14 protein-coding genes are annotated in these 20,772 nt (G+C 72.5%); 13 read left to right on the forward strand and 1 reads right to left on the reverse strand.

Annotation, left to right across the window (positions count from 1 at the left end):
• Positions 1 to 2 precede the first annotated feature (2 nt).
• The 6 genes from ACFFHU_RS26405 (at position 3) to ACFFHU_RS26430 (ending at position 9,239) form a co-directional block, all read left to right on the forward strand.
• Positions 3 to 959, forward strand: a complete 957-nt coding sequence (locus ACFFHU_RS26405; RefSeq protein WP_377343494.1) for a carbohydrate ABC transporter permease — start codon at positions 3 to 5, stop codon at positions 957 to 959.
• Positions 956 to 1,825 (forward strand): carbohydrate ABC transporter permease, encoded by an 870-nt coding sequence (locus ACFFHU_RS26410; RefSeq protein ID WP_377342980.1) that lies wholly within the window; start codon positions 956 to 958, stop codon positions 1,823 to 1,825. Before ACFFHU_RS26405 ends, ACFFHU_RS26410 begins: the two co-directional genes overlap by 4 nt.
• Complete coding sequence (locus ACFFHU_RS26415) at positions 1,822 to 3,981, forward strand: family 43 glycosylhydrolase (protein WP_377342981.1); 2,160 nt, start codon at positions 1,822 to 1,824, stop codon at positions 3,979 to 3,981. Before ACFFHU_RS26410 ends, ACFFHU_RS26415 begins: the two co-directional genes overlap by 4 nt.
• 72 nt (positions 3,982 to 4,053) lie before the next feature.
• Positions 4,054 to 5,298, forward strand: coding sequence for a DUF4145 domain-containing protein (locus tag ACFFHU_RS26420; RefSeq protein WP_377342982.1), 1,245 nt, complete (start codon positions 4,054 to 4,056; stop codon positions 5,296 to 5,298).
• A complete protein-coding gene (locus ACFFHU_RS26425) occupies positions 5,280 to 6,482 on the forward strand; it encodes a hypothetical protein (protein ID WP_377342983.1) in 1,203 nt (400 codons plus the stop codon). Before ACFFHU_RS26420 ends, ACFFHU_RS26425 begins: the two co-directional genes overlap by 19 nt.
• Before the next feature lie 321 nt (positions 6,483 to 6,803).
• A complete protein-coding gene (locus ACFFHU_RS26430; RefSeq protein ID WP_377342984.1) occupies positions 6,804 to 9,239 on the forward strand; it encodes a non-reducing end alpha-L-arabinofuranosidase family hydrolase in 2,436 nt (811 codons plus the stop codon).
• A gap of 111 nt (positions 9,240 to 9,350) precedes the next feature.
• On the opposite strand, the gene ACFFHU_RS26435 is transcribed toward ACFFHU_RS26430, so the two are convergent.
• Positions 9,351 to 9,920 carry a helix-turn-helix domain-containing protein gene (locus tag ACFFHU_RS26435; RefSeq protein WP_377342985.1) on the reverse strand — a complete coding sequence of 190 codons (570 nt, stop codon included), beginning with the start codon at positions 9,918 to 9,920 and terminating at the stop codon, positions 9,351 to 9,353.
• An 81-nt stretch (positions 9,921 to 10,001) separates the two neighbouring features.
• On the opposite strand from ACFFHU_RS26435, the gene ACFFHU_RS26440 reads away from it, so the two are divergent.
• The 7 genes from ACFFHU_RS26440 to ACFFHU_RS26470 all read left to right on the forward strand — a co-directional run bounded on the left by ACFFHU_RS26440 (position 10,002) and on the right by ACFFHU_RS26470 (position 20,762).
• Positions 10,002 to 11,489, forward strand: a complete 1,488-nt coding sequence (locus tag ACFFHU_RS26440; protein WP_377342986.1) for a benzoate/H(+) symporter BenE family transporter — start codon at positions 10,002 to 10,004, stop codon at positions 11,487 to 11,489.
• 36 nt (positions 11,490 to 11,525) lie between these two features.
• Positions 11,526 to 12,824 (forward strand): GAF domain-containing protein, encoded by a 1,299-nt coding sequence (locus ACFFHU_RS26445; RefSeq protein ID WP_377342988.1) that lies wholly within the window; start codon positions 11,526 to 11,528, stop codon positions 12,822 to 12,824.
• 449 nt (positions 12,825 to 13,273) lie between these two features.
• Positions 13,274 to 13,600 (forward strand): hypothetical protein, encoded by a 327-nt coding sequence (locus ACFFHU_RS26450; RefSeq protein WP_377342989.1) that lies wholly within the window; start codon positions 13,274 to 13,276, stop codon positions 13,598 to 13,600.
• Positions 13,601 to 13,795: 195 nt separating this feature from the next.
• Positions 13,796 to 15,829 carry a hypothetical protein gene (locus tag ACFFHU_RS26455; RefSeq protein ID WP_377342990.1) on the forward strand — a complete coding sequence of 678 codons (2,034 nt, stop codon included), beginning with the start codon at positions 13,796 to 13,798 and terminating at the stop codon, positions 15,827 to 15,829.
• A gap of 124 nt (positions 15,830 to 15,953) precedes the next feature.
• The gene (locus tag ACFFHU_RS26460) at positions 15,954 to 17,747 is read left to right on the forward strand and encodes a 3' terminal RNA ribose 2'-O-methyltransferase Hen1 (protein ID WP_377342991.1); all 1,794 of its coding nucleotides are present in this window, start codon (positions 15,954 to 15,956) and stop codon (positions 17,745 to 17,747) included.
• On the forward strand, positions 17,744 to 20,269 hold the full coding sequence (locus tag ACFFHU_RS26465; protein WP_377342992.1) for a polynucleotide kinase-phosphatase: 2,526 nt from the start codon (positions 17,744 to 17,746) through the stop codon (positions 20,267 to 20,269). Before ACFFHU_RS26460 ends, ACFFHU_RS26465 begins: the two co-directional genes overlap by 4 nt.
• Positions 20,270 to 20,321: 52 nt before the next feature.
• Positions 20,322 to 20,762 carry a VOC family protein gene (locus ACFFHU_RS26470; RefSeq protein ID WP_377342993.1) on the forward strand — a complete coding sequence of 147 codons (441 nt, stop codon included), beginning with the start codon at positions 20,322 to 20,324 and terminating at the stop codon, positions 20,760 to 20,762.
• Positions 20,763 to 20,772: the final 10 nt, after the last annotated feature.

The raw sequence follows: 20,772 nt of genomic DNA on the forward strand, positions 1-20,772 counted from the left end.
TCATGCTCAGCCCGGCGCCGGGCGCCGAGGCGACCGTCGCCCGGACCACCCGGCCGCGCCGCATCCAGCAGGGGGTGCGCGAGCGGCTGGCGCCCTACGCGTACGTGGCGCCGTTCTTCGTGCTCTTCGTCATCTTCGGACTCTTCCCGCTGCTGTTCACCTTCTATGTCGCCCTGTTCGACTGGAACCCGATCGGCGAGCACCGGTACGTGGGGCTGGCCAACTTCGCCCAGCTGCTCCACGATCCGCGGTTCTGGGGCGCGCTGCGCAACACGTTCAGCATCTGGCTGTTGTCGACCGTGCCACAACTGCTGCTGGCGCTCGGCCTCGCGCACCTGCTCAACCACCCGCGCCTACGGGCCGCCGGCTTCTTCCGGATGTCGGTGCTCGTCCCCTACATCACCTCGGTGGCGGCGACGACCATCGTCTTCGCGCAGCTGTTCGACCGTGACTACGGCATCCTCAACTGGCTCCTGCAGCTGCTGGGTTTCCAGCACATCGACTTCACCGCATCCGTGTGGAGCAGTCACCTCATGCTCGCCGCGATGGTCGCCTGGCGGTGGACCGGATACAACACCCTGCTCTATCTCGCCTCACTCCAGGCGGTGCCCCGCGAGCTGTTCGAGGCCGCCGCGGCGGATGGCGCGGGCGGTTGGCAGCAGTTCCGCCACATCACCATCCCCATGCTCCGGCCGATCATCGTGTTCACGGTCGTCACCTCGACGATCGGGGGGCTGCAGATCTTCACCGAGCCGCTGTTGGTCAACCCGTCGGCCCCGCTCACCTGCGGGGCGGCCCGGCAGTGCCAGACCCTCACCCTCTTCCTCTACGAGCAGGGCTTCGGCCGGTTCCACTTCGGCTACGGCGCCGCCATCGGCGTGGCGCTCTTCGTCATGGTCGTCATCATCGCTGCCATCAACTACCTGCTGGTCACCCGGATCCGCTCGGAGCGCCCATGAGCCCCACGTCCGCCACCGCCACCCCCGCGCCGGCACGAAGGCGGAGCGCCAACCGGGTCCCGTTCCTGGCGTACGTGCTGCTCAGCCTCATGGTGCTGGTCAGCGTGTTCCCGCTCTACTGGATGTTCGTGGTGTCCACGTCCGACTCGGCCACCGCAACGACCCTGCCGCCGCACCTGGTGCCCGGCGGTAACTTCCCGCACCTGGCGGGCCTGGTCTTCGACACCGTGCCCTTCGTGCAGGCGCTGCTCAACAGCCTCGTCGTCGCCGGTACGGTCGGGTTGGGCCAGGCGCTGCTCTGCGCGCTGGCCGGGTTCGCCTTCGCCAAGCTGTCCTTCGCCGGCCGCAACACGCTGTTCCTCATCGTCGTGCTGACCATGACCGTGCCGGCCCAGCTGGCCGTCATCCCGCAGTACCTGATCATGTCCAAACTCGGCTGGGTGGACACCCTCCAGGCGGTGACCGTGCCGGGAGTGGTGAGCGCGTTCGGCATCTTCTGGATGCGCCAGCACATCGCCAACACCATCGGCGACGAGCTGATGCACGCCGCTCGGGTGGACGGCGCGACGACCTGGCAGATCTTCTGGCGCATCGCCTTCCCGCTGGTCCGCCCGGCGGCGTTCGTCCTGGGGCTGTTCGGCTTCGTCTACACCTGGAACGATTTCCTGTGGCCGTTCATCGTGTTGAAGTCCCCGGAGCGGTATACCGTCCAGATCGCCATCAAGGCCCTGCAGAGCAACCGGGCCATCGATCTCGGCCTGGCCATGTCCGGCTCCTTCCTGGCCACGCTGCCGCTGCTGGTGTTGTTCGTCTTCGTGGGCCGCCGGTTGGTGCAGGGGATCATGGAAGGCGCGTTCAAGGGGTGACGGCCGCCGATCCCGGCCCCCGGGCCCGCCTCATCCTGCCGCCGGTCCTCCGCTCGGGCACCCCCGTTCCGGATGGTTTCCCGCTCAGCATCGACCACCCCGACGTGGAGGTCGCCGCCGGCGTCCTCACCAGCCGCGTGACGACCCCGGTCGTGGCCCGCGTCGCGGCCCCGGCCGCGCCCGGGGCGTCGACCCGGCCCGCGGCGCCGGCGCCCGCGTTGTCGGCCCGGTCCGCGGCGCCGGCCGCGCCCGAGGTGACCGACACGTTCGAGGTCACGGTGCTGCCGGCGGGCGCGCCGGTGCTGCTGGCCGGCACCCGGCGCCCGGACCCCGATCCGGCCAGCTACGCGCCGCGCATCGCGTTCAGCCTGCACCTGGCGCTCGCGACCCCGGACGGCGCGGTGACCCGGCTCAACGACGACCGCGGGGTGCTGTTTCCCCGGGCCGTTCCCGCCGGGCGCCTCGATACCTACCGGGTGCGTACCCTCACCGACCCGTGGGTGTTCGCGGTCCCCGGCGGGTACGTCGTGGTCGCCTCGCCCGCCCTGTCGGACGGTTCGCCCGAGCCGCCGGCCGCATCGGCGGTGCTGCTGTTCACCTCGCCCGACCTCGTCACGTACCGGGAGATCGGGCTCGTCCGGGTGGCGGCCGGCGGCGGCGTGCGGCGCCCGCGCGGGGTGTACGACGGGGCCCGCGCCGCACTCGTGCTGTGGTGGACCGACGACGAGGGCCGGGCGTGGTCCTCCCGGGCGACCACGCCGGGCGGGCCGTGGGCGCCGGCGGCCGCCGGCGCGCCGATGGTGCCCGGAGCGCCCGTGCCGGACGGCGGCCCCGGGCACGTCCTGACCTGCGCCCTGCCGCTCGACGAGCCCGCCGCCCTCCGGCTGCGGCGCCGGTACGGGCGGGTCCGCAACGTCGCCGTCCGGGTGCCCCCGATCGAGGCCCCGGCCGGGGCGGCGCCCGGCGAGCTGCCATGGGCGCTGCTGACCTATGACGACGGCTCCACCGCGCGGCGGCCCGTCGACTGGGACCCCGCCAGCCTCGCCGGGGTCGGCTGGGACCGGCCGGGCGAGTACGTGCTGACCGGCACCGTACGGCAACGGGTCTACCCGTTTCCCTTCGTCGTCGATCGGGCCGATCCCACCGTGCTGGCCTACCGGGGCCGGTACTACTTCATCGCCACGGACGACACCGACGGCGACTGCGTGTCCCCGAAACAGCTGCTGATCCGGGTGGCCGACAGCATCGCAGGACTCGCCACCGCGCCGGACCACGCCATCCTTTCGGTCGGCCCGGGCAACGCCGCCACGACGGCGCCAGCCGGCACAGACATCGCCGGCTGCTTCTGGGCGCCCGAACTGCACGTGATCGGCGGTCGCCTGTGCTGCCTCTTCGCCCCCAGCGTCGGCGCCGCGGACTGGACCCGGGTGCGCTGCCACGTGCTGCGGTTGCGCGCCGGCGGCGACCCGGTGGTCGCCGCGGACTGGGAGGCGCCCCGCCTGGTGCTCCGGGCGGACGGCGCGCCGCTACAGCGTGACGCCGAGCACCCGGGGCTCAGCCTCGACATGACCTATCTGCGGGACGGTGGTCGCAGCTACGTCATCTGGTCCCAGCGGTACGTCACCGACCACATCGGCGACGCCGAGCTGTGGATCGCCACCATCGACCCCGCCGCCCCCTGGCGGCTGAGCTGCGACCCGGTCCGCATCGTCACCGCCGAGTACGGGTGGGACCACCCGGTCGCCGAGGGGCCGTTCGCGCTGCGGCACGGCGACCGCCTCGCGGTGACCTACTCCGGCTCGCAGGTCGGGCCGACCTACGCGGTCGGGATGATCGAGGCACGCAGCGGCGCCGACCTGCTCGACCCGGGCGTCTGGACCAAGGCGGCCGCGCCGGTCCTCGGCACCGGCAGCGCCTTCACCCACTGGGGGCCCGGGCACAACACGTTCAGCCGCGACGAGGACGGCCTCGAACTCGTCGTCTTCCATGCCCATCCGAGCATCACCGCCCGAGGGCGGTGCGCGGCCCTGCGGCGGATCCACTGGGCGGCCGACGGCCATCTGGTGCTCGATCAGCGGCCCGACGAGGAGGTGGCGCCGCACCTGCGCCGCGTCCGCGCGGCCGTCCGCGTCACCGGACCCGCCGCGAGACGCTGAAACCAAACCCTTCTGCCTATCCACGGCTGCCGCTATCCTGTCGTGTTCGGTATTTCCTGACCAAGGAGAGCCATGGATGAGCAATTGACACTGCTCGTGGAGTCTTCGGACAACTTCCGGTTCCTTGCCGAGCCCGCGTTCGTGCTGGCCGCGGACGCCGTGGCGGCGGAACTGTATGTGGACTCCGATCCGGACGCCGCCATGGCGAAATCGCGCAGGTTCGCCGAGACCTTGGCAAAGATGCTGGCGAGGAGGGCGGGACTGGACGGCAGAAGGATCAGGGATCAAAATGGCCGAATCGAGGAGCTGGCCAGGGCTGGCGTCATCCCGGAACATATCCGGAGCACTTTTCATGTCATTCGTCGGGCCGGTAACCAGGCGGTGCACGAGGGCTCCCGCGATCGGCAGAAGGCGGCTTCGATGGTCGCCGCGTGCTTCGTCCTGGGCGCCTGGTGGTACCGGGAGCAGACCGGCCGGGAGGTCGCTCATTCATTCACCCCCCGCCCACCGGCCGAGGCCGCCCCGCTGCGCGAGTCGATCACGAACATTGAGAACCGGCTGACCGAGCTTCAGGCCGCCTTCCAGGCGGAGGCAGGGCGCGCTCCGACGAGGTCACCGGTGCCGAAGCTGGTCGGCGGCGCGGTCGCGATCACCCTGATCGCCTCGCTGGCATACCTGGTGGGCCCGCGGCTGCCGTCGGCTCGGAATCCGCCGACCGGCGGATCGCCCTCTCCGGAGCGACCACCTGGGCCGCCGCTGGCGGCCGTCTCCTCGTTCCACGCGGTGAGCTGCCGATCGTCCGGATGGGTGGTCCCGAGCCGCGGCACGGCCGCCATCCCCTATTCTCCGGACCGCCCCGCAGCCGAAGCGGTCCTGGCCAGCGACGGCGAGGTGACCGTAACCGTCCAGGGGCTGCAGGATCGGTCGGTCGTGCTCCAGTCGATGAAGGCGCAGGTTGAGCGGCGGGGACCGGCGGTGGCCGGGACCTACCTTCCGATGGGCTGCCAGGGTGGAGTGACGCCGAGGAAGTTCCTGCTGGATCTCGACGCGGCCAATCCCAGGGTCGTGGCCGAGAAGGGCTCGATCTCGTTCCCGTACAAGGTTGCCGAGACCGAGCCCGAACAGTTCGTGATAACTCCGACCGTACGGGACCAGGACATCGAGTTCCGGCTGGTCATCAGGTGGACGTCCGGCGCCGACGAAGGGGAGCTGGTGCTTCCGGAGCGGGCTCAGCCACCCTTTCGGGTGACCGCTGCCACCGCGGCCCAGCAGTTCTGCCTGGATCTGGACAAGTCGCTGTGGAGGCCGTCGTGTTGATCCGGCTCGCAACGGTGCTGATGCTGCTCCTCGCATCGGGGTGCACGAACCACCCGCAGCGCGTCTCGGAGCCGGGAAGGACGAGCGCCGCGCGTTCGGAGCGGGCGTCCTTCCAGCCTCCTGGATGGACCTCCGCGCCACCCATCCCGTCGAAACAAATCGGAAACGATCCACAGGCCGTCGGATGGGACGGCGGCTTCCTGCTGGTCAACGGCGAGGGCGGCGCCGAGGGTCGCGACGAGGTGGTCTACGCCTCGAAGGACGGTCATACCTTCCGGGTGGCGACACCCGAAGCTGGTATCCAGCCGTCCAGCTGCTGCGACCGCATCGTGGCTGCCAACGGTGCGGCGGCCTATCTCCTCGGCTGGAACACTCGAAACGAGCTGGTGGTCTGGCGGACCGAGGACGGCAGTCGCTGGGAGGCGATTCCGCTGGAGCTGGCCGATCTGCGGCTGTCCAGACGCGATCTCGAGCTGACCATCGCGGCCGGTCCCCATGGGGTCATGATTGTTGGCCGGGACAGCGTCGCTCCTCCTCGGCATCATGGCGTCTACGTGTGGTCCTCACCCGACGGCCGCACCTTCACGGCCGTGACCAGGGTGCCCGGCCCGGTCGACACGGCGCCGGTGACCGCCACGTTGGCGGCGACCCCGCAGGGCTTCCTGCTGGCCATGGCCGCGGAGAAGGAGACCAGGCTGCTCTCCTCCGCGGACGGCGTCCACTGGCAGAACATCGGCGCGGGGTTCGTGGACGACGGTGCCGTGGACCACCTGGCCAGCAATGCCGACACCACGGTGATGTTCGCCCATCGGCCGGGACCCGAGGAGCCTGCGCCGTGGTACCGCCGGGGCGGCCAGTGGCGGCGAGCGTCGCTGGACCCGGGGCGCCTGCCCGACGCCGGCGTGGTTCCCGCCGAGCAACTACGGGTCGTCGCGGTGCACAACTGGGGCACCGGCTTCATCGCCGTCGGAAACACGTTCGGCAACGAGGGCCAGGAAAGATCCGGTCTGGTCTGGTACTCCGTCGACGGTTCTGCCTGGACCCGGATGCCCACCCGCGGCAACGGCTTCGACCGGGCGTGGAACCTCATCGACCTGCTGGTCTCCGGTCGATCCGCGATGTTGATCGGTTGCGGATCCGACGAATCGGCGTGGCTCTGCACCTGGAAGGCGGATGTTCCCTAGCTGCGCGCTGGAAGTTTCGAAAACCGGTACCCGTCCGTGGCCGGCGGCCGAGGGCGCGTACCCGGGATGGCTATCGACATTGACCGATCGGTGAGTCGTAGGTATCGTCCGATCTGGTTACCGATAAGTTTCTCAAACATTTCGAAGCCTGCGGGCCGCGCGCCGGACGGTCGCGCCCCGTCGGCTCCGGGTCGGGCGGGGCAGGCACGGCGGGGAGAGGGCCACCGACGTCGCGTACCGCCGCCCCCGTGGCATCCGCCGCCGGGCATGCGGATGCGCCCGCGACTCCCCCGTCACCGTCCGCATCCGCAGAGGAGTGTCATGAAACGTCCACGCAGACCCGGCCGCTACCGGTTGGTGATGGCGGCCGCCGCCAGTGCCCTGGCCGTGGCCGGTGCGGCGCTGGTGGTGCCCGGTACGGCCCAGGCGGCCAGCACCCTGGGCGCCGCGGCGGCGCAGTCCGGCCGGTATTTCGGTACGGCGATCGCGGCGGGTCGGTTGGGTGACTCGAACTACACCACGATCGCGGCGCGCGAGTTCAACATGGTGACGCCGGAGAACGAGATGAAGCCGGACGCCACGGAGCCGAACCAGAATCAGTTCAACTTCTCCGCCGGTGATCAGATCTACAACTGGGCCACCAGCCACGGGATGCGGGTACGGGGTCACACCCTGGCCTGGCATTCGCAGCAGCCGGGCTGGATGCAGCAGTTGAGCGGCAGCGCGCTGCGTAACGCGATGATCAATCACATCAACGGGGTGATGGCCCACTACAAGGGCAAGTTGGCCGCGTGGGATGTGGTGAACGAGGCGTTCAACGAGGACGGCAGCCGCCGGCAGTCCAACCTGCAGGCCACGGGCAACGACTGGATCGAGGTGGCCTTCCGCACGGCGCGGGCGGCCGACCCGGGCGTGAAGCTGTGCTACAACGACTACAACATCGAAAACTGGAGCTACGCCAAGACGCAGGGCGTCTACCGGATGATCCAGGACTTCAAGTCCCGGGGTGTGCCGATCGACTGTGTGGGTCTGCAGACGCACTTCACCGGCGGCAGCTCGCTGCCGAGCAACTTCCAGACCACGCTGTCCAGCTTCGCCGCGCTGGGCGTGGACGTGGCGCTGACCGAGGCGGACGTCACGAACGCCTCCACCACGCAGTACGCCGGGCTGACCCAGGCGTGCATGAACGTGCAGCGCTGCATCGGCATCACCGTGTGGGGGGTGCGCGACAGCGACTCCTGGCGCTCCAGTGAGAGCCCGCTGCTGTTCGACGGCGGTGGCAACAAGAAGCCGGCGTACACCTCGGTGCTCAACGCCCTCAACGCCGCCGGCCCCGGCCCGACCGGCTCACCCACGACCTCGCCGACCGGCGGGCCGACCGGTGGGCCGACCACGCCGCCGCCCAGTGGCGGCGCCGGCCAGATCAAGGGCGTCCAGTCGGGTCGGTGCATCGACGTGCCCAACGCAACCCAGACCAACGGCACCCGGGTCCAGCTGTACGACTGCAACGGCCAGTCCAACCAGCAGTGGACCTACACCTCCAGCAAGCAGTTCACGGTGTACGGCAACAAGTGCCTCGACGCCAACGGCGCGAACACCGCCAACGGCACCGCCGTCATCATCTGGGACTGCAACGGCGGCGCCAACCAGCAGTGGAACGTCAACTCCAACGGCACCATCACCGGCGTGCAGTCCGGCCGCTGCCTCGACGTCTGGGGCACCGGCAACGGCCAGCAGGTCCAGATCTACGACTGCAGCGGACAGGCCAACCAGCAGTTCCAGTTCACCGGGGGTGGCTCCACCACGCCGCCGTCGTCGCCGCCGCCGACCAGCCCGCCGCCCAGCGGCAACTGCTCGCTGCCGTCGTCGTACCGGTGGACCTCGACCGGGTCGCTGGCCAACCCGGCGAACGGGTGGGTGTCGGTGAAGGACTTCACCAACGTGGTCTACAACGGCAAGCACCTGGTGTACGCCTCGAACGTCAACTCGTCCGGCTCGTACGGGTCGATGGCGTTCAGCCCGTTCACCAACTGGTCGGACATGGCCTCGGCCGGGCAGACCGGCATGTCTCAGGGCACGGTGGCGCCGACGCTGTTCTACTTCGCCCCGAAGAACATCTGGGTGCTGGCCTACCAGTGGGGTCAGTACCCGTTCATGTACAAGACCTCCAGCGACCCGACCAACCCCAACGGCTGGTCGGCCGCGCAGCCGCTGTTCACCGGCAGCATCTCCGGCTCCGGGACCGGCCCGATCGACCAGACGCTGATCGGGGACGGACAGAACATGTACCTGTTCTTCGCCGGCGACAACGGCAACATCTACCGGGCCAGCATGCCGATCGGCAACTTCCCCGGCAGCTTCGGCTCGAACTACACCACGATCATGAGCGACTCGCAGTACAACCTGTTCGAGGCCGTGCAGGTCTACAAGGTGGCCAACCAGAACCAGTACCTCATGATCGTCGAGGCGATCGGCTCGAACGGCCGCTACTTCCGGTCGTACACGGCCTCCAGCCTGGGCGGTTCCTGGACGCCGAACGCGGCGAGCGAGAGCAACCCGTTCGCCGGCAAGGCCAACAGCGGCGCCACCTGGACCAACGACATCAGCCACGGTGACCTGGTCCGCAACAACCCCGACCAGACCATGACCATCGACCCGTGCAACCTGCAACTGCTCTACCAGGGCAAGGCGCCCAACGCCGGCGGCGACTACAACCTGCTGCCGTGGCGACCGGGTGTGCTCACCCTGCAACGCTAGAAGCATGATCCGGCCCGTCGCAGGGCCGGGAACGGGCGGGCTCGGCGGCAAGCCGGGCCCGCCCGGCACGCGTACCGAGGAATCACCCCGGTGTGGCTTGGGGCCGGCGGCTCAGGTCCGGCCGGCGCGGGGAGTGCGGATCAGCAGGCTCGCCTCGACGTCGTCCGGGCCGACCGTGGCGTACAGGTGCGGGGTGTCGGCCGGCCAGCAGACGTGGTCGCCGGGGCCGGCGGACCGGGGCGCGCCGACGGGACCGACCCGGGCCCGGCCGCGAAAGACGGTGAGGTGTTCGGTCACGCCGGCCGGGTGGGCGGGGGAGACCTGTTCGACACCGCCGACGATGCGCAGGGCGAACAGCTCGTACGTGGCGGCCGGCTCCTCGAAGACCTCCAGCAGCGTCGAGAGCACCGCATCGCCCCGTACCGGCGCGGCGGCCGAGGCCGGCGCCCCGCGGTCCAGCGTCAGCGCGCTCATCGGCACGTCGAGCGCGGCGGCGATGGCGTAGAGGGTCTCCAGTCGGGGATCGCGGGTGCCGTTTTCCAGCCCCGACAGCGTCGCCTTCCCGACGCCGGCCTGGCGGGCCAGCTCGGACAGGGTCAGGGCGCGCGCCTCCCGCAGCTCGCGCAGCCGCCGCCCGACCGTCGAACCATGGCCCGGCGGGCTTGTCCCGCGTCCCGTCATCTGCGTATGGTGCCACCCGACGGCCGTTCCGTATACGGAACGATGAGGGGCGCGCGTGCGCGAAGCGACGGGGGAGCGCCGATGGATCGGATCCGACCGGTCGTCGCCGGCCTGCTGAGCGCGGTGGTGGGCTATGCGAGCTCCTTCACGCTCGTGCTCGCCGGCCTGCGGGCCGTGGGCGCCAGCCCGGCCCAGGCCGCCTCGGGGCTGCTCGCCACCTGCCTCGGCATCGGGGTTGCGGGCGCGACGCTAAGCCTGCGCCACCGGATGCCCGTGGCCGTCGCCTGGTCCACGCCGGGCGCGGCCCTGCTGGTCGGCGCCGGCGCGGTGCCGGGCGGCTTCCCCGCAGCCGTCGGGGCCTTTCTGGTCTGCGCGGCGCTGACCGTGGTCGCCGGGGTGGTGCCGTGGCTGGCGCGGGCCATCGCGGCCATTCCGCGCTCGCTGGCCGGGGCGATGCTCGCGGGGATCCTCGTGCCGCTGTGCACGGCGCCGGTCCGGGCGCTGGTGGACATCCCGGCGCTGGCCGTGCCGGTGATCGCGACCTGGGTCGTGCTGTTGCGCCTCGCCCGCGGCTGGGCGGTGCCGGGCGCGCTGGTCGCGGCCGTGGCGGCGATCGCCCTGACCGGCCGGGGCTCGGACCTCGCCGGCGCCGCGCTGTGCCCGTCGGTGGCCTGGACCGCCCCGACCTTCGACCCCCGCGCCATCGTGGCCATCTCGCTTCCGCTGTTCCTGGTCACCATGGCCGGCCAGAACGTGCCGGGCGCCGCGGTCCTGTCCAGCTACGGGTACGCGCCGCCGCTGCGGCCCGCGCTGGTGACGACCGGCCTGGTCAGCGCCGCCGGCGCGCCGTTCGGCGGCCACCAGGTCAACCTCGCGGCCATCACCGCCGCGCTGACCGCCGGACCCGAGGCGCACCCCGACCCGCGGCGGCGCTGGATCGCCACGGTGGCCCTGGCGGGCGGGCAGGTGCTGCTCGGGCTCGGCGCGGGCGTGGCGACCGCGCTGGTGCTGCTCTCCCCGCCGGTGCTGGTGATCGCCGTGGCCGGCCTGGCCCTGCTGCCCGCCCTCGGCTCGGCGCTGGGCAACGCCGTCTCCGACCCGGCCACCCTGCTGCCCGCGGTGGTGACGTTCGTCGTGACCGCGTCGGGCGTGGCGGTGCTGGGCATCGGCGCCGCGTTCTGGGGCCTGCTCGCCGGCCTGGCCACGCTGCTGGCGCTGCGCCGCCGCTCCACGATGGACAAGGCCGCGCCACTCCCGGAAACCGACCCGGCCGCGAACCGCATCGCGAGGCCGGCCGTGAGCCGCCCTGCGAAGCCGGCCACCGAGCCGCCGGCCAACGGCAGCCCTGCCGGCCGGCGGCGCTCAGGTCCGGGTGGGCTCGGGGCGGGGCTGCCGGCCGTGCTGCGTTTCGGCCAGCCGCGCCCACTCGGGACGGAAGGCGGGCAGCAGGATGGCCGCCAGGTAGCAGCCCGCGGTGAGCCACAGCCCGCCGGTGATGCCGGCGAGCGCGACGACCGCCGCGCCGAGCGGTACCCCGCCGATCACGAAGCCGACCTGATTGACGAGTAGGGTGGCCGGCTGGCGGGACGAGAGGCGGACCAGCACATGACGGCGGTATCGGGCCAGCGGCCGGCGACCGCGGAGCCGGCGGTTGCCGGACCGGGGGCGGACGAGGATCTCCAGACCCTGTTCGGGGAGTCCGTGGTGGTTTTCGCGTCCCTGACCGGGCCGGCGCACCTGGTTGAGACGGCCAACCGGGCGTTCCGCACCGTCCTGGGCCAGGACCGGGCGTCCGTCGGGGTCGCCCTCGCCGAGGCGCTGCCCGCGCTGGTCGGTTCGGACCTGATCGACCACCTCGATCGGGCCTACCGCACGGGCGAGCCCGGGACCACCCGTGACGTCCGGATCACCCTCGGGACCGGGCCGCACGCGCGGGACGTGTTCTTCGACTTCAGCTACGACCCGCGCCGGGATGCCGGCGGGACGGTGGCCGGGATCCGGCTGATCGGCGTGGAGACCACCCAGGTCAAGCACGCCCAGCGACTGATGGCCGAGCACCGGGCCCTGCTGGAACAGATCGCCCGGCAGGCGCCGCTGACCGAGGTGCTCGACGGGATGGCCCGGTGGATCGAGCGGCTGGCACCGCAGGAGGTCCTCGTCTCCGTCCTGCTCGCCGATCCCGACGGTCGACACCTGCGGCACGGCGCCGCGCCCAGCCTGCCCGACTTCTACAACCGGGCCATCGACGGGATCGCCACCGGCGAGGGGGTCGGCTCCTGCGGCACGGCCGCCCACCGGCGGGAACCGGTCATCGTCACCGACATCGCCACCGACCCGTTCTGGGCCGACTTCCGCGACCTGGCCGGCCGGGCCGGGCTGGCCGCCTGCTGGTCGACGCCGATCCTGGCCCGCGACGGCAGCCTGCTGGGCACCTTCGCCATGTACCACCGCACGCCGCGCGTCCCGCAGGACAACGACCTCGCCCTCACCCGGGTCTTCACCGGCACCGCGGCCCTGGCCATCGAGCGGCACCACATCGAACAAGCGAAGGCGGCCGCCGAGGAGCGCGCCAGGGCGGCCCACGAGGAGCTGACCACGGCGATCCGCGCGGAGCAGCAGCTGCGCGCCGAAGCCGAGCAGCGCGCCGCCACGGCCGCGGAACTCGCCACCCGGATGCGCGCGGCCGCGGCCGCGGCCGCGCAGTCCGCCACCCCGCACCCGGAGCACTGCCAACTCGGTGGCGCCCAGGGGTGCGCCGAAGCCGCCGAAATCAAGATCGCCGACTCGTGGGGCGACGCGGCATGGGGGTGCCCCAGCCACGTCGAGGAGGCCATCATCAACGTGCGATCGGTGTTCATCGCCAACGAGGAACTCGGCGGCCTGGCGGCCTACCTCAACCGCTGACCGTCGCGGCGAGCACGGTCGACGCCCGGTCGGGCGGCACGTCCCATCGGGGCGCGGACGCCCGGGCCAGACCCGCCGCGCAGCCACTCCGGGCCGGACTTTGCGCGGGTGAAGCCGTCACCCAGCCGGAGATCCCGCTCGATCACCTCGACCCCTGCGGCCGCCGATGTCGATTCCGCCGCGCAGCGGCACCCTCACATATCGCCGCCGCAGCGCATTCGGTGCGGAAGGGTTTTGGCACCCACCCGGTGGGCATGAAAGGGGGCGAAGGCGCGGTTCCGCCTCGGCGGAATGGACTCAAGAATGGGGTCGACACCGCGCGCATCGTGAAGATGCCATTCCCGGTTCGTAAGCTCGTCTATGTTCTCGTCGAGTCTGTCCATAATCGACCGGCGGGTTTCCGGCTCGCGGGACGAACCGGGATGCGATTCATGCCCCAGGGAGGAAACATGACCACCGCTACCACGCCCTCGAACGATGGAATGACCGGTATGCGCCCGGCCGACACGCGCACGACGGGCCGGCGCGGGCTCTCGCGCGGCGAAGAGACCAAGCCGGCGTGGAAGACGACCGAACTGTACGTCTACCTCGCCGCCGTCGTGGCCGTGTTGATCGCGTCCAACGCCGTCGGCAGCAGCGGCGGCAGCGGCGGTGACGTGTTCACCGCCGATAAGGCGTGGTGGTTCATCACCCTGCTGACCATCGGTTACCTGGTCAGTCGTGGCCTGTCGAAGGTGGGCGTCCGGACGCCGGACGAGGACCCGCGGACGCACTGAGCCGGCGTTGCGGGATCTCGGGCCGGGCGGCCGTCATGGCGCCCGGCCCGTGCCCCGCACGGCATTCGACCGTGGCCAACCCCTCATTCCTCAAGGCGCGGGTGGTTTCGGTTGATCGTTGAGGGTATTGCAGGTGACGAGGAGGGACGCGTTTCCCCCCACGACGCGGAAAGCCTTGAGGAAGGACGTGTTTTGATGGCTCCCCGAAGCGACTCGGGACGCGGCAGCGGCTCGACGACGACAAAGAACAGGCCGGGCAACCAGACTCCCAACACGCCCGCCATTTCCGAGAGCAAGATCCGCGCGTTGAAGGTCGACCAGATCCGCGGCCGGCTTCGCCGCCGCGGGGTCACCGGCACCGCGGAGATGCGCAAGGACGATCTGGTGAAGGCTCTCGTGAAGGCCATGGGCGACGACCGGAAGGGCGCCGGCACCGGCAGCCGCAACCGGCGGGACAGCAGCGCTCCGGCGACGGGCCGGAGCGCCCGCTCCGGCGGCGCCACCTCCCGCTCCGGTACGGCCACGTCCCGCTCCCGGGGTGGTCGTTCCGCCGCCCGCACCGGTAACCAGACCCCGAACACGCCAGACATCCCCGAGACCGAGATCCGGGCCCTGAAGGTCGATCAGTTGCGCGACCGGCTGCGGCGTCGCGGTGTGAGCGGCACCACGGGGATGCGCAAGGGTGAGCTGGCGGAGGCCCTCATCGAGGCCCTGCGCGACGGCCGCAAGACGACCGGGAGCCGCACGACGACCGAGGGCCGGAAGGCGACCGGCGTTCGGAAGACGGGTGACACCGGCCGCACGACCGGTGCGGCCCGTGGTCGCTCCGGTACTGACTCGCGGCTTGGCCGGTCGGCAGCGGCCGGCGGGAATCAGACGCCGAACACGCCGGACATCCCCGAGACCGAGATCCGGGCTCTGAAGGTGGATCAGTTGCGGGACCGGCTGCGGCGTCGCGGTGTGACCGGCACCGCGGCGATGCGCAAGGGTGAGCTGGCGGAGGCCCTCATCAAGGCCCTGCGCGACGGCCGCAGGACGACCGGCAGCCGCACGACGGCCGCGGGCCGGAAGGCGACCGGCGGCCGCGCGAAGACCGAGGGCCGGAGGGCGACCGGCGGTCGGAAGGCGGGTGACACCGGTCGGTCGACCGGTGCGGCCCGGTCCGGCTCCGGGTCGCGGGGCGGTCGTTCCGCCGCCGCCCCGGCGAGCCGGGCCGGGAATCAGACGCCGAACACGCCGGACATTCCGGAGACGGAGATCCGGGCCCTGAAGGTGGATCAGTTGCGGGACCGTCTCCGGCGTCGGGGTGTGACCGACACGGCGGGCATGCGCAAGGGTGAGCTGGCCGAGGCCCTCATCAAGGCGATGCGCGACGGCCGCAGGACGACCGGGAGCGGGACCGCCGCCCGGAAGGCCACCGCCACCAAGGCCACCGCGGGCGGCCGAAACGCCGCGCCGGTCAAGGCCGCCGCCAAGCCGCGGACCGCGGCCAAGGCCGCCGCCAAGCCGCGGACCGCGGACAAGGCCGCCGCCAAGCCGCGGACCGCGGACAAGGCCGCCGCCAAGCCGCGGACCGCGACCAAGGCCACCGCGGCGAAGCGACCGCCGGCGAGCACCGCCGCCGCCAAGCCGCAGGCCGCAGGCCGCAGCAGCGGTACGCCGAGCCGGCGCACCGCCGGTGCCAGCGCCGGGCCGACCTCCCGGACCGCCAGCGGCGCCCGCAAGGCCAGCCCGACAACTCGGGACAGGGCGCCGGCCGTGGCCGCGCTGCCGCCGGCGCCGTCCGGCCGTCCGGACCGCGCACTTCCGCCGGCGCCCGAGCCCGCGATCAACGGCAGCGGCCGGACCAACGAAACCGCCACGATGAACGGCAGCGGCGCGACCAGCGGCACCACCGCGACCAACGGCAGCGGCCCGACCAACGGCAGCGGCCCGATCAACGGCAGCGGCGCCACCGCCGGCACCGCCGCCAGGAACGGGCGTTCCGCCACGGTTGACGTGGCGGAGGCGGCACTGGCCTCTTCGCTGCCGGCGTTGGAGGACTCGGTGGAGGAGATCGTGACGCCGGAGGGCACGCGGGTCACGGCCGGCGACGATCCGGCCGTCACCGCGGCGCGGCGCCCGACCGACGAGGAGCCGGACGGCAGCGCCGTGGACATCCGTACCGACGGAAGCCCCTCGGCGTTGCTGGCGGAGTCGCGGGAGGTCCGCACCCGGACGACCGCCTGACGATGTCCGCGCCGGCCGGGCGTTCGCCCGGCCGGCGCGGCCGCGTTGTGCGGCGACGCCGCGTCCCGGCGGATGGCCCCGCGACGGGGCGAAATTCGCTCGCGGTGGCTGGGATGATCTACCTGTGCTGCTGACCATCTCCACCACCCACCGGCCCGCCACCGACCTGGGCTATCTGCTGGTCAAGCACCCGGACCGGGTCCAGTCGTTCGACACCACCGGCGGGACGGCGCACGTGTGGTACCCGCGGGCCGATCCGGAGCGCTGCACCGCGGCGCTGCTGCTGGAGGTGGACCCGCTCGGGCTGGGTCGGCCGGCCAAGGGACAGCGTGCCCCGGATGGTATCACCCTCGGCCGGTACGTCAACGACCGGCCCTACGCGTCGTCGAGCCTCCTGACGGTTGCCCTGGGTCGGGTGTTCCGGTCGGCCCTGAAGGGCGCCAGCCGGGATCGCGCGGAGCTGGCCGGCATGCCGCTGCCGCTGGAGATCACCGTCTCGGCGCTGCCCTGCCGGGGCGGTCCGGCGGTGGCGGAGCGGCTGTTCGTCCCGCTGGGTTGGACGGTCGCCGCGACGCCGGTGCCGCTGGACCCCGCCTTCGCGGACTGGGGCGATTCCTGGTACGTCCAGCTGCGCCTGGCGGGCGAGCAGCGGCTGGCCGACGCGTTGAACCACCTGTACGTGCTGCTGCCCGTGCTCGACGACGCCAAGCACTACTGGGTCACCGAGGACGAGGTGGACAAGCTGCTGCTCGCCGGTTCGGGCTGGCTCGCCGGGCATCCGGACCGGACGATGATCGCCCGGCGGTACCTGGCCAACCAGCGCGGCCTGGCACACAGCGCCCTGGACCGGCTGCGCGCCGCGTCCGACGAACCGGACAGCGTGACGCTGGATCCCGAGCCGGCCGACCGCGAAGCCGTGCCGGTGGCCGGCGGCGACCCGTTCGCCACCGCCGACCCGCTCGGCACCGACGTCGCCTCCGGGCCACCGTCGGCATCGGCTTCCGGGCAGCAGGATCGGTCCGCGGACGGCGACCCGGCCGCCACCGTGCCGGCGTCAGCGCCCGCGGCGGCGGACCACGCGCGGCCCGGCGAGGAGGGCGGCGCGGCGGCCGGGGACTGGAGCGATGACGACGTGGTCGGCGCGCTCGAGCGGGCCGAGCGCCGCCGGCCGCTGGTGCGGCTGCGCATCGAGGCCGTGCTGGCCGCGCTGGGTGCCGCCGGGGCCACCCGGGTGCTCGACCTCGGTTGCGGACCCGGGTCGTTGCTGCGCGAGCTGCTGGCCGACCGTCGCTTCACCGAGATCGTCGGCGCGGACGTCTCGGCCGCCAGCCTGCGGGTCGCGGAGCGGCGGCTGCGGCTGGACCGGCTGCCGGACCGGCAGGTCGGCCGGATCACCCTGGTCCAGTCGGCCCTGACCTACCACGACGACCGGCTGCGCGGCTACGACGCCGCCGTGCTGATGGAGGTGATCGAACACCTCGACGAGGTGCGGCTGCCGGCCCTGGAACGGGCCGTGTTCGGCCACGCCAAGCCGGGCGCGGTGGTGGTGACCACCCCGAACGTCGAGTACAACGTCCGGTACGAGGGGCTGACCGGCGGCCGGCTGCGGCACCCCGACCACCGCTTCGAGTGGACCCGGGCGCAGTTCGCCGGGTGGGCCGAGCGCACGGCGGCCACGTACGGCTACACGGTCGAGTTCCGGCCGGTGGGCGAGCCGGACCCGCAGGTCGGCCCGCCGACCCAGCTGGCCCTGTTCCGGTCGGTCGCCGCCCCGGACGGCGCCGCCGCCGGCCCCGGCTCCGGGATCGCCGCCGCCGGCTCGCGCCCCGCAACCGCCGCCGGCTCGGGCCCCTCGATCGCCGCCGGCCGGGCGACCGGGCACGCCACCGCCACCGCGACCGGAAAGGACGTCGGATGAGGCTCGACATCCCCGACCTGTCGCTCGTCGCCCTGGTCGGAATCTCCGGTTCCGGCAAGTCGACGTTCGCCCGCCGGCACTTCACGCCGACCGAGGTGCTGTCCTCGGACGCGTTCCGGGCCATGGTCGCCGACGACGAGAACGACCAGTCCGCCTCCGCGGACGCGTTCGACGCGCTGCACCACGTGGCCGGGATCCGGTTGCGGGCCGGTCGCCGCGTGGTCGTGGACGCCACCAACGTGCGTAAGCACGCTCGGGAGGCGCTGGTGGCACTGGCCCGGGCGCACGACGTGCTGCCGGTGGCCATCGTGCTGGACACCCCGGAGTCGGTGGCGTGGCAGCGTACCGAGGCGCGGCCGGACCGGCAGTTCGGCCGGGCGGTGCTGCGCGGCCAGCAGCAGAACCTGCGCCGGGCGCTGCGCGAGCTGAGCCGGGAGGGTTTCCGGAAGGTGCACGTGGTCACCGAGCCGGACGACGTCACCATCGTCAACGAGCGGGCCTGGAACGATCGGCGGGAGCTGACCGGACCGTTCGACATCATCGGCGACGTGCACGGTTGCCGCGCCGAGCTGGAGACGCTGCTGACCGGCCTCGGCTGGGAACTGCGCCGGGACGCCAGTGGTCGACCCGTGGGCGCGCACCACCCGGCCGGGCGGCAGGCCGTCTTCGTCGGTGACCTGGTCGACCGCGGCCCGGACTCCCCGGGCGTGCTGCGGCTGGTGATGGGGATGACCGCCGACGGGACCGCGCTGTGCGTACCGGGCAACCACGAGCAGAAGCTGCTGCGCAGGCTGCGCGGCCGCAAGGTGACCGTGAGCCACGGGCTGGCCGAGACTCTCGACCAGCTCGCCGTCGAGCCGCCGGAGTTCGTGGCGGCCGCGGCCGACTGGATCGACGGCCTGGTCAGCCACCTGCGGTTGGACGGCGGCCGGCTGGTCGTGGCGCACGCCGGGCTCAAGGAGGAATACCACGGCCGCGCCTCCGGCCGGGTGCGCTCCTTCTGCCTGTACGGGGAGACCACCGGCGAGACCGACGAGTACGGCCTGCCGGTGCGCTACCCCTGGGCGGTCGACTACCGGGGCGCGGCCACGGTGGTCTACGGCCACGTGGCCAACTCCACCCCGGAGTGGATCAACAACACCATCTGCGTGGACACCGGCTGCGTGTTCGGCGGCAATTTGACCGCGCTGCGCTACCCGGAGCGGGCGCTGGTGTCGGTCCCGGCGGAACGCACCCACTACGAGCCGGTCCGGCCGCTGGGCCCGATCCTGCCCAGCCGGGACGGCAGCACGCTGAACCTGACCGACGTGACCGGCCGCCGGCACGTGGATACCGGCTACGGGCCGGTGACCGTGGAGGCGGAGAACGCCGCCGCCGCGCTGGAGGTGATGAGCCGGTTCGCGGTCGACCCGCGGCGCCTGCTGTGGCTGCCGCCGACCATGTCACCGTCGTCGACCAGCACCCGCGAGGGCTACCTGGAGTACCCGACGGAGGCGTTCGCCGACTACCGCAGGGCGGGTGTCGAGCGGGTGATCTGCCAGGAGAAGCACATGGGCTCCCGGGCCGTCGTCCTGGTCTGCCGGGACGCCGCCACCGCGGCCGCCCGGTTCGGGGTCTCCGACGGGTCGTCCGGCACGGTGTACACCCGTACCGGCCGGCCGTTCTTCGCCCGGCCGGACCTGACCGCGGCGCTGCTGTCCCGGGTACGCGCCGCCGCGGCGCCGCTGTTCGAGGAGCTGGCCACCGACTGGCTGCTGCTGGACGGTGAGCTGCTGCCCTGGTCGGCCAAGGCGGGCGCGCTGATCCGCGAGCAGTACGCCGGGGTCGGCGCGGCGGCCCGCGCCGCGCTGCCGGACGCACTCGATGCCCTGGACGCCGGGCTGGCCCGCGGCCTGGACCTGACCGCCCTGCGGGACCGGACCGCGGCCCGGGCCGACAACGCCGCGGCGTTCACCGCGGCGTACCGGCGGTACTGCTGGCCGGTGGACGGGCTTGCCGGGATCCGGTACGCGCCGTTCATGCTGCTGGCCTCGGAGGGCGCCAGCCACGCCGGCCGGGACCACGGCTGGCACCTCGGCCGGTGTGATCAGCTGGTCGCCGCCGACCCGGAGCTGTTCCGGAACACCCGGCGGATCGTGGTGGACACCGGCGACGAGGCGTCGGTGGCGGCCGCCACCGACTGGTGGCTGGAGCTGACCGGCGCCGGCGGGGAGGGCATGGTGGTCAAGCCGTACGCGGGGCCGCTGCACCGGCCGGCCGGCAAGCTGGTCCAGCCGGGCATCAAGTGCCGCGGCCGGGAGTACCTGCGGATCATCTACGGCCCCGACTACACCGAGCCGGCGCACCTGGAGCGACTGCGCGACCGCAAGCTCGGCCGCAAGCGCGGGCTGGCCCACCGGGAAAACATCCTCGGGCTGGCCGCGCTGGCCGCGGTGGCCGCCGGCGAACCGCTGTGGCGGGTGCACGAACTGGTCTTCGCCATCCTGGCCCTGGAGTCCGAACCGACCGATCCACGGCTGTGAGAGGGAGCCGGTTTGGCGGGTCGTGTCCGACCCGGCCCATATGCTCGGCGGCATGACGATTCAGCGCATGGACAACGTCGCCATCGTGGTCGACGACCTCGACGCCGCCGTGGCCTTCTTCACCGAGCTCGGCATGGAGCTGGAGGGTCGGATGTCGATCGAGGGCAGCTGGGCGGAGCGGGTCGTCGGGCTCACGGACATGCGCAGCGAGATCGCCATGATGCGGATCCCGGACGCCCCGGGAAAGCTCGAACTGACGACGTACCACAGCCCCGAGCTGATCAGGCCGGAGCCGAAGGTCGCCCCGCCCAACACGCTGGGACTGCACCGGGTCATGTTCGCCGTGGACGACATCGAGGACACCGTGGCCCGGCTCCGGCCGCACGGCGGCGAGGTCCTCGGCGAGGTGTCGCGCTTCGAGGACATCTTCCTGCTGTGCTACCTGCGCGGGCCGAGCGGGATCATCGTCGGGCTGGCCCAGCAGCTGAGGTGATCTGCCGGGC

Source organism: Plantactinospora siamensis (assembly GCF_042434095.1).
Classification (GTDB): Bacteria; Actinomycetota; Actinomycetes; order Mycobacteriales; family Micromonosporaceae; genus KBS50.